This window comes from Streptomyces nogalater (genome assembly GCF_039532885.1).
Lineage (GTDB): Bacteria > Actinomycetota > Actinomycetes > Streptomycetales > Streptomycetaceae > Streptomyces > Streptomyces nogalater.
This window is the reverse complement of record NZ_BAAASM010000030.1, coordinates 1-15,154: the sequence shown is the minus strand read 5'-3', so window position 1 is coordinate 15,154 and position 15,154 is coordinate 1. Positions and strand designations below refer to the sequence as shown.

The 15,154-nt window shown below is 69.4% G+C and carries 14 protein-coding genes and 5 pseudogenes; 9 read left to right on the top strand and 10 right to left on the bottom strand.

The window, feature by feature from the left end:
• Positions 1–22 precede the first annotated feature (22 nt).
• Both ABD350_RS19830 and ABD350_RS19825 read right to left on the bottom strand, forming a co-directional pair.
• On the bottom strand, positions 23–196 hold the full coding sequence (locus ABD350_RS19830; RefSeq protein WP_344349518.1) for a hypothetical protein: 174 nt from the start codon (positions 194–196) through the stop codon (positions 23–25).
• Between the two features lie 4 nt (positions 197–200).
• Positions 201–761, bottom strand: coding sequence for a DUF5994 family protein (locus ABD350_RS19825; protein WP_344349517.1), 561 nt, complete (start codon positions 759–761; stop codon positions 201–203).
• Between the two features lie 276 nt (positions 762–1,037).
• Between ABD350_RS19825 and ABD350_RS19820 the strand changes: the two are divergent.
• Positions 1,038–1,335, top strand: a pseudogene (locus ABD350_RS19820) (DUF5994 family protein); the annotation flags it as partial.
• Here the strand turns inward: ABD350_RS19820 and ABD350_RS19815 are convergent.
• The 4 genes and pseudogenes from ABD350_RS19815 to ABD350_RS19800 form a co-directional block, all read right to left on the bottom strand.
• Positions 1,329–1,599, bottom strand: a pseudogene (locus ABD350_RS19815) (IS5/IS1182 family transposase); the annotation flags it as partial. The pseudogenes ABD350_RS19820 and ABD350_RS19815 sit on opposite strands and share 7 nt — an antisense overlap.
• Before the next feature lie 550 nt (positions 1,600–2,149).
• The gene (locus ABD350_RS19810) at positions 2,150–3,187 is read right to left on the bottom strand and encodes an NAD(P)/FAD-dependent oxidoreductase (RefSeq protein WP_344349516.1); all 1,038 of its coding nucleotides are present in this window, start codon (positions 3,185–3,187) and stop codon (positions 2,150–2,152) included.
• Positions 3,184–3,699, bottom strand: a complete 516-nt coding sequence (locus ABD350_RS19805; protein ID WP_344349515.1) for an isoprenylcysteine carboxyl methyltransferase family protein — start codon at positions 3,697–3,699, stop codon at positions 3,184–3,186. Before ABD350_RS19805 ends, ABD350_RS19810 begins: the two co-directional genes overlap by 4 nt.
• A 9-nt stretch (positions 3,700–3,708) precedes the next feature.
• Positions 3,709–4,881, bottom strand: coding sequence for a type III polyketide synthase (locus tag ABD350_RS19800; RefSeq protein ID WP_344349514.1), 1,173 nt, complete (start codon positions 4,879–4,881; stop codon positions 3,709–3,711).
• Positions 4,882–4,981: 100 nt separating this feature from the next.
• On the opposite strand from ABD350_RS19800, the gene ABD350_RS19795 reads away from it, so the two are divergent.
• Positions 4,982–5,785, top strand: a complete 804-nt coding sequence (locus ABD350_RS19795) for a UbiA family prenyltransferase (RefSeq protein WP_425584193.1) — start codon at positions 4,982–4,984, stop codon at positions 5,783–5,785.
• Between the two features lie 546 nt (positions 5,786–6,331).
• Here ABD350_RS19795 and ABD350_RS19790 read toward each other — a convergent pair.
• The 3 genes from ABD350_RS19790 to ABD350_RS37995 all read right to left on the bottom strand — a co-directional run bounded on the left by ABD350_RS19790 (position 6,332) and on the right by ABD350_RS37995 (position 8,401).
• A complete protein-coding gene (locus tag ABD350_RS19790) occupies positions 6,332–7,378 on the bottom strand; it encodes an SPFH domain-containing protein (RefSeq protein ID WP_344349512.1) in 1,047 nt (348 codons plus the stop codon).
• Positions 7,379–7,381: 3 nt separating this feature from the next.
• On the bottom strand, positions 7,382–7,813 hold the full coding sequence (locus tag ABD350_RS19785; protein WP_344349511.1) for an NfeD family protein: 432 nt from the start codon (positions 7,811–7,813) through the stop codon (positions 7,382–7,384).
• A gap of 81 nt (positions 7,814–7,894) precedes the next feature.
• Positions 7,895–8,401, bottom strand: coding sequence for a DUF488 family protein (locus ABD350_RS37995; RefSeq protein ID WP_382466712.1), 507 nt, complete (start codon positions 8,399–8,401; stop codon positions 7,895–7,897).
• Between the two features lie 1,057 nt (positions 8,402–9,458).
• On the opposite strand from ABD350_RS37995, the pseudogene ABD350_RS19775 reads away from it, so the two are divergent.
• Positions 9,459–10,579 (top strand): annotated as a pseudogene (locus tag ABD350_RS19775) (IS630 family transposase).
• Positions 10,580–10,612: 33 nt separating this feature from the next.
• Here the strand turns inward: ABD350_RS19775 and ABD350_RS19770 are convergent.
• Entirely contained in the window at positions 10,613–10,987 is a 375-nt protein-coding gene (locus ABD350_RS19770) for a cupin domain-containing protein (protein WP_344349510.1), read from the bottom strand.
• Positions 10,988–11,057: 70 nt separating this feature from the next.
• Between ABD350_RS19770 and ABD350_RS19765 the strand changes: the two genes are divergently transcribed.
• From ABD350_RS19765 to ABD350_RS19740, 6 genes and pseudogenes are all read left to right on the top strand, one after another.
• Positions 11,058–11,498 carry a MarR family winged helix-turn-helix transcriptional regulator gene (locus ABD350_RS19765; protein ID WP_175408297.1) on the top strand — a complete coding sequence of 147 codons (441 nt, stop codon included), beginning with the start codon at positions 11,058–11,060 and terminating at the stop codon, positions 11,496–11,498.
• Between the two features lie 173 nt (positions 11,499–11,671).
• A complete protein-coding gene (locus ABD350_RS19760; protein WP_344349509.1) occupies positions 11,672–12,031 on the top strand; it encodes a hypothetical protein in 360 nt (119 codons plus the stop codon).
• 382 nt (positions 12,032–12,413) lie between these two features.
• Positions 12,414–12,551 (top strand): hypothetical protein, encoded by a 138-nt coding sequence (locus ABD350_RS19755; RefSeq protein WP_344349507.1) that lies wholly within the window; start codon positions 12,414–12,416, stop codon positions 12,549–12,551.
• 459 nt (positions 12,552–13,010) lie between these two features.
• Positions 13,011–13,358: pseudogene (locus ABD350_RS37990) on the top strand (transposase); the annotation flags it as partial.
• Between the two features lie 210 nt (positions 13,359–13,568).
• A pseudogene (locus ABD350_RS19745) lies at positions 13,569–14,603 on the top strand (phosphotransferase); the annotation flags it as partial.
• A complete protein-coding gene (locus tag ABD350_RS19740) occupies positions 14,600–15,142 on the top strand; it encodes a class I SAM-dependent methyltransferase (RefSeq protein WP_344349506.1) in 543 nt (180 codons plus the stop codon). The pseudogene ABD350_RS19745 and the gene ABD350_RS19740, both read left to right, overlap by 4 nt.
• Positions 15,143–15,154 lie beyond the last annotated feature (12 nt).

Genomic DNA, 15,154 nt, shown 5'->3' with positions numbered 1-15,154 from the left:
TTGCCCATCAGGAAGACGTGCATCAGGGGCGCCGTGCCCGTGGGCCCTTACGGGTCCGCCGGCCGACTCCCCGCAGGGCATCGCTGTAGCGGAACGCCCGGATCCTTTCGGCATGCTGCATGTTGAGCCGGTGGATCAGGAACATGCCCGCGATGATCAGGAAGAGGATCACGGCGACAGTGACGGCCGTCTCCACGTCCTCACCTCCTCAGGGCGGAACTGAAGATCCCGAGCGCGGCTCCGGCCGTCGAAGCGGCTCCGCCGTCGGTCTCCCATTCCTCTTTCCGGCTTTGAGTATCCGTCGCGTCGTGGTTGACGGCTTCGTCGGCCATCAGGCCACTGGCGGTGCGGACACCTCTCGGAACGGTTGCTGCTGCCATCAGCCGGGCGGCGACAGCCGGGTCCGTCTCCGGAGGGATCACCAGCAGGTCCAGGCGACCCACCGTGTAGGAGAAGAGGATCACTTTGTTCGGGTCCTGCTCGGCGGCGAACCAGCCGACACGCACCGTGTGCCCCGTGACGGGGGCCTTGCGCGGGATGACGGGCCAGTGGGTCGGGTTCACGGTGACGTGGGTGATCCGGCCCCAGCATGCGTCCAGCGCGTCTGTCAGAGTGGGAATCTCGCGGAGGAGATCACGGGAGCGGGGCCACCAAGCACCGTCCAGGAGACCTGGAGCCGAGCCGGTCGGGGCAAGGGCCAACCGGGCCGGCGCCCAAGGCAAGCGCTCTTCGATGATCGTGGATTCGATGGTCGCGGTCATGACGCGGACCTGCCCCGGGCCTCCTCTCGGAGGCCGGTGTTGTTGCTCGCCAGGAGCGACACCGACATGGCGCCGGTGTGCGAAGTACTCCCGGTCCTTTCACTCTACGCCGTTTCGAGGCCCCTGAGCGTGCGCGTGAGCAGGCGCTCTACCGGGCGGCAGCGAGTCCGGAACCACCAGCGAACGCAGCCGGTGCGGCGGCGCACGACTTACGGTGAGAGAAGCAGGTCCCGCGTGCGGCGGTGATACCGAAGCCCGCAGACAGGCGGACATGCCATGATCGAATCTGACACCCCTCGCACCCCCGGACTCCTGCCGGACGCGATCCATCGGGCCGCAAACCCGGGACAGTTCTTCTGCGTCTGGCGACGACACAACCTCGGGAAGGCAATCTCGACGGCGCGTGGTGGCCGCGGTCCCGCGCCATCGGCGCGGAGTTGCCCGACCTCATCCACGTGCTGACCGGGCGCTTCGGCCCCATCACACGCGTCGGCCTGGACGCCACCACATGGGACCACTCCCCACGCGCCTGGCCATCGACGACCGAGTCGTTCACATCGGCTCCTTCCCGGTGCCCCGGTAACCACCGTCAGCGATCACCGTGAAGGTCACGCCGGTGGCGGCCTTGGCGCCGGTGCCCTCCGAGGCCCGGCAGTACTTCCGGTCGCCGGGCAGTGGCTTGCCGACGGCGACCACGAGGGGGGTCGGCGTCCATGACGGCCTGGTGGCTTGTGGAGTAGCGGTAGTTCTTGCTGGAGGCGGCCACGGCTCGGTCGCGGGTGGGGACCAGCGTGCCGTCCACGAGGGGCACGGTGTTCTCGCGGACCCGCCGCCGGGGCAGGGAGCTGGGCCTGAGGATGCTGTCCGGCATGATCGCCTTCCGTGAATGCGGGGGCGATCCTGCCCAGGGCGTCCGGAGCGCGGTCAGGCCGGCGGCGGCGCTTCGGCGTAAGCACCGGAGAGGAGGTGCCGGCACCGGGGTGCGACGGCCGGAAGGCCGAGGCGCGCAGCATCCGGTGGGCTGTGCAGTCCGCGGCGGAGACCACCGGCTTGCCGAGAATCTGCTCGGTTTCCTCGATGGCGCCAGGGAGGCATCTGGACCCTGGCGAAGACGACGACCGCGTCCCCTTGGGCGTGGTCGCTGCGTGACGTGCGTCAGGCAGGCGCATCTCGACCCGGACCCCGGCAGCCGGGCGGAACAGAGGGCGATCGATGACGACGATCGGCGTAGAAAAGGAGTATCTGCTGGTCGACGCGGTCACCGGCCTGGCAGTGCCTCAGGTGGCCGGTTCGGCCTTCTTCGTGGCACACGGGGTGGGGACGGACGAGCAGTGGCGGGGCGATCCGGTCCTTCCGGCAGCGGCAGCGGCAGGGGCAGGGGCAGGGACTCATGCCAGTGCGTTCACCGCTGCTGCGAAAAGGCGTGGCAGGCGTGCGGCGGCGGGCATGATGCGCGAGGCGAGCACGGGCTGCTGGCGGGCCCTCACCAGCAGGTCCGTCAGGAAACGGTGGTGGCGGGTCGCACGGCTCCAGTCGGTCTCGTAGCGGCCGGGTGTGCCGCGGCGCACGTTGGCGACCACTGCTTCGGCGCCGCTGAGAGCGAGGGAGACGCCCTCGCCGGTCAGCGCGTCGATGTATCCAGCGGCATCGCCCACGAGCAGTACCCGGCCGTGAGCGCGGGTTCGGGCTCTCTGGCGCAACGGTCCCGCGCCTCGTACCGCGGTGACGGCCGCTTCCGGGGGAAGGCGGGCCGCCAGTTCGGGGAAGCCGTCCAGTTGGGTGGTGAAGGGGGCTCGCCGGGCCGTCAGCAGAGCGACGCCGACAAGTGCGGGGCCGAGCGGGGTGACGTACGCCTCCGCGTGCGCCCCCCAGTGCACCTCGACGTATGACGACCAGGGGGGCACCGCGTAGTGCCGGCGCAGCCCGTATCGGGGCGCCCCCGCCCCCCGGGTCCTGACCTCCAGGCCGAGAGAACGGCGCACGGGTGAGTGCAGGCCGTCCGCAGCGACCAGCCACCGGGCGCGCAGCCCCGTGCCGGGGACGCTCACACCCGCGGTGTCCTGCCGTACTTCCTCCACCCGCAGGGGCAGTACCGGCACCCCGGCGTCCAGGACAGCCCGGTGCAGGGCGCCGTGCAGGTCGGTGCGGCGCGCACCAAGGCCGGGGCCGCACCGGAACGCGGCCTGGACCTGGCGGGGACCCTGGATGTAGCGGATGCCGGTGATGGGGTGGCCCGGGACCTCCAGGCCGAGCGCGGCGAGGGCACGGACGGCGCCGGGCATCAGGCCCTCGCCGCACGCCTTGTCGACCGGCGCCCGGCGTGGCTCGGCGATGACGGTGTCGAGACCTGCGCGCGCGGCGTGCAGGGCGGTGGCGAGGCCGGCGGGTCCGCCTCCGACGATCAGCAGGTCGTGGCCGCCGCTCACGCGGGCACCGCTCGGTTGAGGGCCGCGTTCTCGCAGCGGACACGGACCGCGAGCAGCACCGCGTTGGCGACGCTGAACACCGTCGCGGTCAGCCACGCCGAGTGCACCAGGGGCAGGGCGGCGACCTCCACGACGACCGCGACGTAGTTGGGGTGGCGCAGGAAGCGGTAGGGTCCGGCGCCGACCAGGCGCGCTCCGGGAACGACGATGACCCGTGTGTTCCAGTAGGGCCCGAGTGTGGTGATGCACCACCAGCGCAGCGCCTGGGCCAGTACGGCGAGCGCCAGCATGGGCCACCCCAGAGCGGGCGGGAACGGCCGATCGGCGAGTACGGGTTCGAGCAGGCAGCACGCGAGCAGGCCCGTGTGCAGGACGACCATGACCGGGTAGTGGCCACGGCCGTGCTCCACACCGGCGCGGGCGAGGGTCCAGGCCGCGTTGCGCCGGGCGACGGTGAGTTCGGCGACGCGTTCGGCGGCGACGGCGAGGACGAGAAGCGTGTACCAGGACATGAGGACGACTCACCAGCGCAACAGGACGAGTTCGGAACAGAATCCCGGGCCCATCGCCATGAGCATCCCCCACATACCGGGCTCTGGCCGACGGGATTCCCGGATGCTCTGCAGGATGTGCAGGACGGAGGCGGAGGACATGTTCCCCACCGCGGCGAGGGAGCGCCGCGCTGAGTCCAGGGCATCGCCGGGCAGGCCAAGGGCGTCGGTCACGGCGGCGAGGACCCTGGGGCCTCCCGGATGGCACATCCAGGTCCCGATGTCGTCGGTGGTGAGGCCGTGTTCCGCCAGGAAGGCACGCAGGTGCCGGCCGAAGTGGTCCCGCACGATGCCGGGAACACCGGCATCGATCACGACGCGGAATCCGCCGGCGCCGATGTCCCACCCCAGCAGCCGTTCGGTGTCCGGATACAGACGGCTGCGCGTGGCAACCACCGAGGGCCCGGCCGCGCCCGGACCGGCACAACCGCTGTCGCTGCCACTGCCACTTCCGCGAGCGACGAGCGCTGCCACACCGTCACCGAACAGGGCGCCGGCGACGAGGTTGGCGCGGGAGCCGTCGCGCTGCTGGAGCGTCAGCGAGCACAGTTCGACGGTGAGCAGCACAGCGGTGTCGTTGGGGTGCCCGCGCAGGTAGTCGTGCACCCGGGCCAGGCCCGCGGCGCCCGCCACGCAGCCCAGGCCGAACACCGGAAGTCTTTTGACGTCGGACCGCAGCCCCATGCGCCCGGCCAGCCGGGCGTCGAGCGACGGGGCGGCGACGCCGGTGATGGAAGCGCACACCAGCAGGTCGACATCGGCCGGTCCCAGCCCCGCCTTCTTCAGTGCGCCGGTGAGGGCTTCCTCGCCCAGTTGCAGACCCGCGGCCATCCATGCGTCATTGCTCTGCCCGAAGTCGCCGAGACCGGCATACCGCTCGATGGGCAGGACGAGATGACGCGTGCGCACACCGGCGGACGCGTGCAGGCGGCGCAGCACGGCGCGGTCCGCCCCCGGGGGCAGGCACAGATCGCCGATCGGCTCGGTGAGGTCCTCCTGGGGGTAACGGTGCGGCGGCAGCACGGTGTGGACGGCGGCGATCGTGGTCGCCGCGGCGGGCACGGCCCCCCGGCGCGGCGCGGTGGGAGGGGACGGCGATGGGGACAGGGGCGAAGAAAAGTCGACGATCACAGGGACACGCATGTCGGTAATGCCTTCCTCGCGCTGGACATCCGATTACCTTGCACACGTGTCTCTCCACCCGTCTGGGGTTGTCTCGCGCACGACACACCGTGTCCCTGTGCTGCTGCGCTCCTGCCACCTGGAGCCGGCGCTCGCCGTGACGGTATTCGTGACCGCCCTGGCCGTGGCGGCGGGCCGCGGGGTGGCGGGATCGGCGGCGGTGGCCGCGGCCGTGCTGGCCGGACAGCTCTCGGTGGGCTGGTGCAACGACGCGGCCGACGCACAGCGCGACACGGCCTGCGGGCGCCGCGACAAGCCGGTGGCCACCGGGGAACTCCCGCCCCGGGCAGCGGCCGTCGCGGCCGGCACGGCCCTGGCGCTGTGCGTGCCGCTGTCACTGCTGAGCGGCGCCGCCGCGGGAGCGGCACACCTGGGGGGCGTAGCGGCCGGCTGGGCCTACAACCTGCGGCTGAAACACACGGTGCTCTCACCACTGCCCTATGCCGCAGCCTTCGGCACGCTGCCGGCCTTCGTCACTCTCGGTCTGCCGTCGCCGTCCTGGCCCGCCTGGTGGGCGGTGACAGCGGGGGCGCTGCTGGGCGTGGGAGCGCACCTGGCGAACGTCCTTCCGGACATCGAGAATGATCTCGCGACCGGTGTGCGCGGGCTGCCGCAGCGGCTGGGTTGTACGGCCTGCCGGTGGCTGGCTCCGCTCGTGATGCTGGCGGCCATGGCCGTGGTCGTCGCAGGGCCGCCTCGTGGGGTGGAGATCTCAAGCTGGGTACTGGCGGCGGCCGGGATCTTCGCGGTCGCGGGTACGGCTGTGCCGTCGAGGGTCCGGACCAGGTGGCCCTTCCGGGCCGCGATCGTGGTAGCCGGCATGGCCGTGGCACAGCTCCTGCTACGCGGCTCGGACATGTCCTGATCCCGGGCTCGCACCTGGGCGGCACGGCGCCGTCCGGGCGATCGAACGGGACGTTCCTCCAGCGGGTCCTGCACTCCGGCCGGCCGCAGGCCGATCCACGTCCCCGCCAGGCGGCGATGCCAGCCGCTGCCGTCACGCTGCGGTTCGCCGGATGCCGCGCAAGCAGTCTCTCGCGCACAGCTGTGCCAGACCGTTATCAAGTGGCTGCGGTACTCGGGTCGGCAGAGTGTGTACTCACCTTCCCAGGTGATCCTCGCGCTGCGCGACGTGCGTCAGCCAAACGCATCGCGATCCGGGCCCCGGCAGCCGGGTGGAACAAGGGCGATCGATGACGACGATCGGCGTGGAAGAGGAGTATCTGCTGGTTGGCCCGGTCGCGGGCCTGCCTGCCTCTGGCGGACAAGTCGCGGCGGGCCTGGGACGCCTTGGGGCCGACCAGGAGGTGCGGTGCGAGCTGCTGCGGGCGCAGGCCGAGGTGGCCACCCAGGTTGTGCGGGACTCTGGAGGAGACGTCGGCCGGTGGCGTTCAAGGATGCTCTGTGGTTGTCATCCGCCGTCAGCGTGGGAGTGAGCCGGGAGGGCGCCGGAGGTGACGCCATCGGCCTTGGCCGCGTCGGCGAGGGCTTGGGCAGCGGCTTCTGCGGCCTGCGCTGTGTCGTTGGCGGCCCGGGCGGCGCTGTCGTCCGAAAGTTTCTCGCGGGTGGCCGAAGACTGGGGAAGCGCCTCGCTGAAGGCTCGGGACACGCCCTGGAGCGCGGAGGTCATCTCGCTGGGGATCACCCAGAAGGTGCTGCCCGATCCCTGCGCGAGTTGGGGCAGCATCTGGAGGTACTGGTAGGCGAGCAACTTGGGGTCCGGGTCGTTGCGATGCACGGCCTGGAACACCTCGTCGATAGCCCGGGACTGGCCCTCGGCCTGAAGGATCGCAGCTGTACGGTTGCCCTCCGCGCGAAGGACCGCAGCCTGCTTGTCGCCCTCGGCGGTGAGAATCTGCGACTGGCGTTGTCCTTCGGCCCCGAGAATCGCGGCCCGCTTGTCCCGCTCGGCACGCATCTGCTTCTGCATCGCGTCCTTGATGGACTGAGGGGGGTCGATGGCCTTGATCTCCACCCGGTTGACTCTCAGTCCCCACTTGCCGGTGGCCTCGTCCAGCACGCCACGGAGTTGGCTGTTGATGGTATCGCGCGAGGTAAGAGTCTTTTCCAGGTCCATGGATCCCACGACGTTGCGCAAGGTGGTGACGGTGAGCTGCTCGACTGCCTGTAGGAAATTCGCGATCTCATAGAAAGCCGCTCGTGGGTCGGTGACCTGGAAGTACAGAACGGTGTCGATCTCGACGACCAGATTGTCCTCGGTGATGACCGGTTGCGGTTTGAAGGAGACGACCTGTTCCCTCAGGTCGATCACCGGATGGACACGGTCGATGTAGGGGATGACGAGATTGAGGCCAGGTTTCAGTGTGCGGTGGTAGCGGCCGAGTCGTTCGACATTGCGAGCGCGCGCCTGGGGCACGATGCGTACCGCCCGCACGACGGTGAAAACCGCGATGAGCGCGACGATCAGGCCAGCGATGAGGAACGCCGAGGCTTCCATGGTTCATTCCCTGGGGTAGACGAGTGCGGTGGTGCCGCTGATCTCTATGACATCGACAGTCGTTCCTGGAGGAATCACCAGCGTCTCGTCGTAAGCGCGGGCCGTCCATTCCTCGCCGTCGATGCGGACTCTGCCCCCTAGGCCCGTCACCTCCGAGACTACGTAGGCGGCCCTGCCGACCAGTGCATCTATGCCGAATCGCGCTACCTGGGACTGGAGCACGTGGCGCAGCGCAATGGGGCGCACGAACAGCACGCCGGCTGTGGCGACGACGGTGAACACCAGGAATTGGAAGGGCAGCGGCAGCCCGATCGCGGCGAATCCCGCAGTGACCAACGCGGCCACACCCAGCAGTCCGAGCGCGGTAGTGAGGGTAAAGATTTCCACCACAGCCAACACAGCGGCGATGATCAACCAGATCAGCCATACATCCATTGCGCGCCTCTTCCGAGCGGTGCCGCTGACGATCACCCATTGGCCACCGATACGCCCCAGGCAACTACTTCGCTCGCAATTTTACCCGGCACAAGAAAAATTGCTTCTGCGGTTCAAAAGAGGGGGCCGTCCACTGGTCCGGGTGACTGCCCGGGACTGCGCAGCAGGCAAGGGAGAGGTGAGCAAGCAGCGGGTACGTACTGGAAACCAGGGGTCATGCATCAAATGCTGTGTCGGTATTTGTCGGGCGAGGACCGCGAAACCTGCGATCAACGGCGGTGGCAGCGCCACCAGACCGCCTCGCCGCACATCAATGCCGTGTTCGGGCAGCCACTCGGTGAGCCGTCGGCGGGAAAGGGCCGGGCTGCGGCGGTTCCCGGGTGCTGTACGCACGTCGACGACAGCGGCCACACCGGCACTCTTCAACAGGACGACGACTCGTGCGGCTGTGCGGTGCTGTGACCGAAACCGATGAGAAGCGGTGCCATCCGGAGAACCTTTCTCCCGTCCGGTTCCGCCGAAGCCACGCGCGGCGTTGCCAAGCCGCAGCCACGACACCGTTCGGCTTCGGTCCTGCGCCGAATCCATGGGCCGTGAGCAGCCCGAAACGTTGGCGCGGTGGGTACCTGATCACTTGGCCGCGAGTGGGAGGTGTGCGCGGGCCCGGCGAGGAGGTGCGCGGTGGGCCCGGGAAGCACGATTGGAGGACGGAGGACACTGTGCTGCGGCTCGTACGCTGGTGTCCCGTCCCACCGTGCGGGCGGAGAGGCAATCGCCCGCGCTTCCGCGTAGTCGATGACCGATCATCAGGTTCGCCCAGCACCACCAGCTCATCCTCTGGACCGCCCCGAATTGAAGAAATGGGCACATGGCCAGCACCTGTACGACGTCCTCTGTATCCAGAGCACAACGCTGTGACCGAAGCCCGCCTTCTCCTACGGCTACCGGCACGGGGCAGCAGGGGGCGGTATCCCGCGCGGAAGAACCAGGACGGTGAGGCGCAGGACCACCCGGGCAGCAGCCGCGCCGTCGCACGCCCAGCCCGCCCCATGCCCTGGCGGCTCCCAATGGTCCCGGCACCGCCCCTCGGGCAGTCACTGCCCTCCCGGGTCGACCAGGTTGCCGCCCAGCATGCGATCGGTCGGCACCCAACTGGCGTCAGCATGTCACCGGCCGGGCCGGCCGGGGCGATGCTGCTCCCATGCAAGGTGTTGAATCGGCGGGATGCGGCGCTTCATCCGGTGTGCGAACCTGGCGAAAAGGTCTGAACGGGTGGTGTGAGGAGGAGCGGTCATGGACGCCGAGAGGATGAGGCAACGGGCCAGGGAGATGGCCGGCAAACTACGGCAGCAGCACCCGGCTGAGCAGAGCAGCAAGGGGCGGCGCAGGGCCGGGACTCATCGCGGCGGGCTTCTGGAGAACCAGGTGAAGAAGCTGCAGGAGCGTCGGCACCGGAACCGGTGACCCGGCGGGCAGTCGCGGGGCGGAAGCTGCGTTGGGCCGCCGAGTGACACGTGGCCACCCGGCTCTGCCTGAATGCGAGCAGGAACACAGGACGCTAGTGCTCTGACCGCATAGGTTCGCCGGGTCGGTGGTCCGGGCGGTTGGATGTGCGGTGACGTTCGATCCGACCGCTGGAGGCGCGGTGGCCGAGCCTGTCCGTGTGCGCAGACTGACCGACCAGGAAGGGCAGAAGCTGCAGCAGATCGTGCGCCGGGGAAGCACCAGTTCGGTGCGCTATCGGCGCGCGATGATGCTGCTGGCCTCGGCCGGCGGGAACCGGGTTCCGGTGATCGCCCAGCTGGTGCAGGCCGATGAGGACACCGTGCGCGATGTGATTCATCGGTTCAACGAGATCGGCCTGGCCTGCCTGGACCCTCAGTGGGCGGGAGGCCGTCCCCGCCTGCTCACCCCTGACGACGAGGACTTCGTCATCCAGACGGCCACCACCCGCCCCACCAAGCTGGCCAGCCCTTCACCCGCTGGTCCCTGCGCAAACTCGTCGCCTACCTGCGGAAAGTCCACGGCCGGATGATCCTCATCGGCCGCGAGGCGTTACGCTGCCTGCTCGCCCGCCGCGGCGTCACCTTCCAGCGCACCAAGACCTGGAAGGAATCCCCGGACCCCGAACGCGAGGCGAAACTGGACCGGATCGAGGAAGTCCTCGACCGCTTCCCGGACCGGGTCTTCGCCTTCGACGAGTTCGGCCCGCTCGGCATCCGCCCCACCGCAGGCTCGGGCTGGGCCGCGCGCAAACGCCCCGACCGGCTGCCCGCCACCTACCACCGCACCCACGGCGTGCGGTACTTCCACGGCTGCTACTCGGTCGGCGAAGACCGGCTATGGGGCGTCAACAGGCGCAAGAAGGGCGCCGCCAACACGCTGGCCGCGCTGAAGTCCATCCGCGCCGCCCGGCCCGACGGCGCCCCGATCTACGTGATCCTGGACAACCTCTCCGCCCACAAGGGCACCGACATCCGCCGCTGGGCGAAGAAGAACAAGGTCGAGCTGTGCTTCACCCCGACCTACGCCTCGTGGGCGAACCCCATCGAGGCCCACTTCGGACCGCTGCGGCAGTTCACCATCGCCAACTCCAACCATCCCAGCCACACCGTGCAGACCCGGGCACTCCACGCCTATCTGCAGTGGCACAACGCCAACGCCCGTCACCGCGACGTCCTGGCCGCCGAACGCAAGGAACGCGCCCGCATCCGAAGCGAAAAGGGCATCCGCTGGGGCGGACGCCCCCTCGCCACCGCAGCCTGAAGAACCCGGCGAACCTACGCGGTCACCATCACACTAGTGAGCCCAGGGCGGTGTGATGGTGTTGCCGTCAGCGAGTTTGGCGGTGAGCCCGACACGTGTGGTGACCCACATGTGGGCGGGCTGGTCGGTGGTGTTGGCGACCGCCAGTTCGGAGCCTGCAGGTGCCACTGCCGCGTCACCTGCGCGAAGTTCGGCGCTCTCACCGTCGATGGTGAGTCGGAGGCGACCGGAGAGGACGTAGAAGGTCTCCTCGTCGCTGATCGTGTGGGTCGGCCCCACCAATGCGGCCGGGATCTCGACGCGCCAGGCGGCGAGGTCCCGGCTGCCAGTACCCGGACGGACGTAGGAAACGAAACGGCCACCGTGAATCTCGTGTACCACGGCCTCGTCACTGCGGATGAACGGCATGCTCCAGCCTCCCTCTAGACAGGCTACTTGTCTAGATAGACAAGTGGCTTGACGAGTTATAGTCAAGCCCATGGACGACGCCCTGGCCTTCTCCGCACTCGTGCTGGCACTCTCCGGACAGCTGGTGCAGGAAATCCACACCAGCGTGTCCCAGCAGGGATTCGAGGACCTACGACCCGCACACGGCTTCGCCTTCGCCCGCATCTCTGCAGGCGGCGCCACCACGGCCGACCTGGCCGAGCACCTGGGGGTGACCAAGCAGGCCGCCGCCCAGCTGGTCGAGGAACTGGTCCGAAAGGGGTACGTGGAGCGGCATCCACACCCGCACGATGCCCGCGCCCGCCTCCTGGGACTGACCGAGACCGGCCGGGCCGCCACGCGCGCCGCCGACCAGGCGGCCCGGGCTGCCGTCGCACCGTGGCGAGAAGAACTGGGCCAGGCGCGCTTCAGCGAACTCGTCGCCGACCTGACACTCCTTGCACCGCCAGGACCGATCCGCCCTGCCTGGTGAGCCGATGGCCCACCGCCCTGGAGACCGCCCGCCGTGAACGAACCGTCCGCCAGGGCAACCGGCCAAGTGGAAGACGACACGCGAGTTGCCGTGCCGAGCCCTCAGCGGACCGGTGAACCTTCCCGGTCAGAGCACTAGTTGAGGAGGCCGAATCAGCCCGGCACACTCGCCCGATGAGCCACAGCACAACGCCGGGCAGCTGGGACGGACCCTGGTACCGCGTCCGCACAGAGCAGTTTGAGGCCGCGTTCCTGCCAAATCGTGACGAGGACTTGGAGTTCGTGGACAACGTCGATGTCTTCGTGGACCTCAAGGACGGCTCCCGGTGGAGCGCGACCATCATCACCCTCGCCCAGGTCGAGATCCTCATGAAGCGATGGGCTGCCAGTGGGGAAGCCTTCGCAGGCCGCTACTTCTGGTGCTCGGACGGGCTCATCGTTCGCGATGCCGGGATCAGCAACATGACCCAGGTCCTCGCCGGTCTGCTCCAGAACGGCGAGTTCACACAGATCCTTCAACGCCTCGACGACTGACAGCGGATAGGGACCGGGCTGGTTCTTCCAGCAGAAGACCGACGACTACAAGATCGCCTGTCATCAACGAACATCACCGCCTACTACAGCGCCGGCCCCAGGCACATGGGCGTCACCCTCGACGGGATCCTGACCGCAGGCGACAACGCCCGTTCCGGGTCAGCCCGATCCGGAAGCCCCCATCCCGTTCACGCACGACGACCACGGAAAGAGGCTCGTCGCCTACTACCGGAGACACGGACCGAACCCCCAGGGCCCGCAGGCCGCAGAGCCGACCCGACTGTCCGTCGGCGGTCAGTGGCTGACCTGGGACACGACCCGCGGCGGCGCCCCGCGCCGGCTGGTCGAGGAGCCCTACGCCGGCCTCGTCGACGATCCGCCGGTGTCCCGCGTGGTCCGTGACCCGAACACCGCCACGGTCGCCGCCATCCGGAAACACTACGGCCTGGTGTTCCAGCACGATCTCCTCTACAGCAACTATTACGAGGTGCTCAAGAACGGCCAGACGCACGCGGAGTGACGTGGGTGCCGACCGGGCATGGCTTCATCAGCTCCCACACGCGCAGGCGTAGCCAAGCATGCACACCAGGCTCGTTCTGCGCGGGTGTGCCGAAGTCCCAGCCTGTCCACGCCGTGGGCCGTATCGACTTCGCCGTCAACCAGGCCCCCGAGGACGCCTGGGAACGCCACTCCTGCGGGCCGCGCGAAGGAGCCGCGCGTCTATGACTCGGCCGCCGCCCGGCTGCCCACGATCGACGACTTCGACGGCGATGATCCCACCCACGACCGGTGGGTGCTGGCCCGCCACACGCTGCCCGCCCGGATGTGATCGCCTGTCTCCCGCGTTAGTACTGCAACGGTGCTTGCTGTGACTGGTGGCTAGCTGGTTCGTTGGTTCGGTTATGGATGGGGGCTTTCCTGAAGCCAGGTTGTGGGCGGGTGAACTGAGCACTCTGCGTGAGCGGTTTGTTCACCGGTTGACTACGTCATCGAGCACCTCGGCGACCTGGGGGCCGTCCTGATCGCGGATGACACCGGGTTCCTGAAGAAGGGCGTCCGTTCGGCCGGCGTACAGCGGCAGCACTCCGTAACCGCCGGACGCACCGAGAACTGCCAGATCACGGACGCACCCTGATCGACCGGCGGCTGTATCTGCCCACCTGCTGGACGGGCGATCGGGAACGCTGCCGGCGGGTCGGCAGCGACGACAGCGTCGCCTGCAAGGCGAAGGTGGCCATGGCCAAGGCGATGGTCCGCCCGGGCCATCGTCGACAAGGTCCCCTTCGGCTGGGTGACGGCGGACGCCGCGGGAACGTGCGGTGGGTGGGCGAGTCCGGTGAGCGGGTCGAGCTCCGCGAGGCCGACCGCGCCCAAGTCTTCGGCGCTGTCGGGCTACTGACGCAGGACTTCCCGCGCTGGGAGATGACCGCGGTCGCGAACGTGGCCATCGGGGCAGGTGACCACTCCCGGGACATGGACCGCATCCGCGAGGCCGCCCGGGACGCCGGCGTGCTGGGACTGATCGAGGGCCTGCCGCATGACCTCCATGTCCACCTATACCCCCGCCACCGTGGAAGTCCTCCAGACCCTCGGGCTCGCGCCGGGCCTGGGCTACTTGGAACCGGGCCCCGGCCCCGGCGTCTGTCTCGCGCTCGCCGCCACCCTCACCGGCCCGGGCCTCGCCACCGGCGTGGAACGGGACGGCCACATGGCGGACTGGGCGCGGCGGAACCTCGACCGGGTCGGCGTGGCGCGACGGTGGTCCAGGGCGACGCGCTCGACGGGCACCGGGCCCGGGCGCCGTACGACCGGATCCAGTCCGGCATCGGCGTGCCGTGCGTCCCGCCCGTGTGGGTGGAGCAGCTCGCGCCCGGTGGCCGGCTGCTGACCACGCTCACGACCCGGACGCCGAGCTGGCCCGGACAGCCCCTCGTCACACGGTCCGATCGCGGCCGGATCGAGGCCGTGCTGAGGGGGCGGCCGCGAGGATGCCGGTCCATGCTGGGCCACCCGTGGCTGTTCTCCCTGAAGCATCGTGCGCGGATCAAGGCGTGCTCGGGCACGGCGCGGCCCACCCGGCTCGCGTTGCCCCTGGGGAAGCTGGAACGCCATCTGAACGGAGCCCGGCCCCATCTCGCCCCCGGAGACGAGGAGTTCATCCGGGCCACGGCCCGGCGAGCCGCCGCGCTACCCGCCCCGGAGGAAGTGGTGCCCACGCACGGTGACTTGCAGCTGCGCAACCTGCGCTGGGACGCGACCACGGACACCCTGTATGTGATCGGTTTCGAGCGGTCGGAAGATGGACCGGCCGTACGGGACTTGTCCGGCTCTCCGACACCTGGCTCGGGCGCCCCGATCTCCTGGAAGCCGTGATGGGCGGCTACGGCCGCCCCTTCACACCGGAGGAAGAGACCCAGTTGACGATCCTGTCCGTCCTGGATGCCGTCTCCGGCATCTCCTACGGCGCCGCCCACGGCGACCCTGCCCTGAGCTGGTGGAGCGCGGTTGCCTTACCCTGGCCCGTCTCCGCGCCACAGCACCCCTGAACTGCGTACGAGGAGCGGCACGTTGACGTACATCGCCCGCGAACAGTGGGAAGAGCATTACCTCGACGGCAAGGGATTCCGGCGGGTCGGTGAACGCGAACGCGCGCTGCTCGCCGAGCGCACTCCCGCTCCCGGGGGCGGCCGGGCGCTCGAAGTGGGATGCGGCACCGGCGAACTGACCGTCTACCTCGCCTCCCTGGGTTATCGCGTGGACGCTGTCGACTTCGCCGGCAGCGCGCTCGCCCGGGCCCGCGAGGAGCACGCCGACGTGGCGGGTGTGCGGTGGCTGCGGCTGGACATCGAGCGCGACGACCCGGCCCCGCTGCACGAGGAAGGCTACGACCTGGTCGTCATGCGGCTGGTGTACCCGTTCGTGAGGGACCGCTATCGAGTGCTTCACGGGCTGGGTGAGCGGCTCCGGGAGAGGGGCGCTCTGGTCGTCATCACGCCGGTGGCGGCGAACACGCCTGCACAGCGGCGCGGGATCGCTCTGGACGAGGACGAGATCGCCGTGCTAGGCCGTTTCTTTCAGATCATCGGATCGTTGGTCTGGGTGTGTCGTTGACTGACGCCCAGT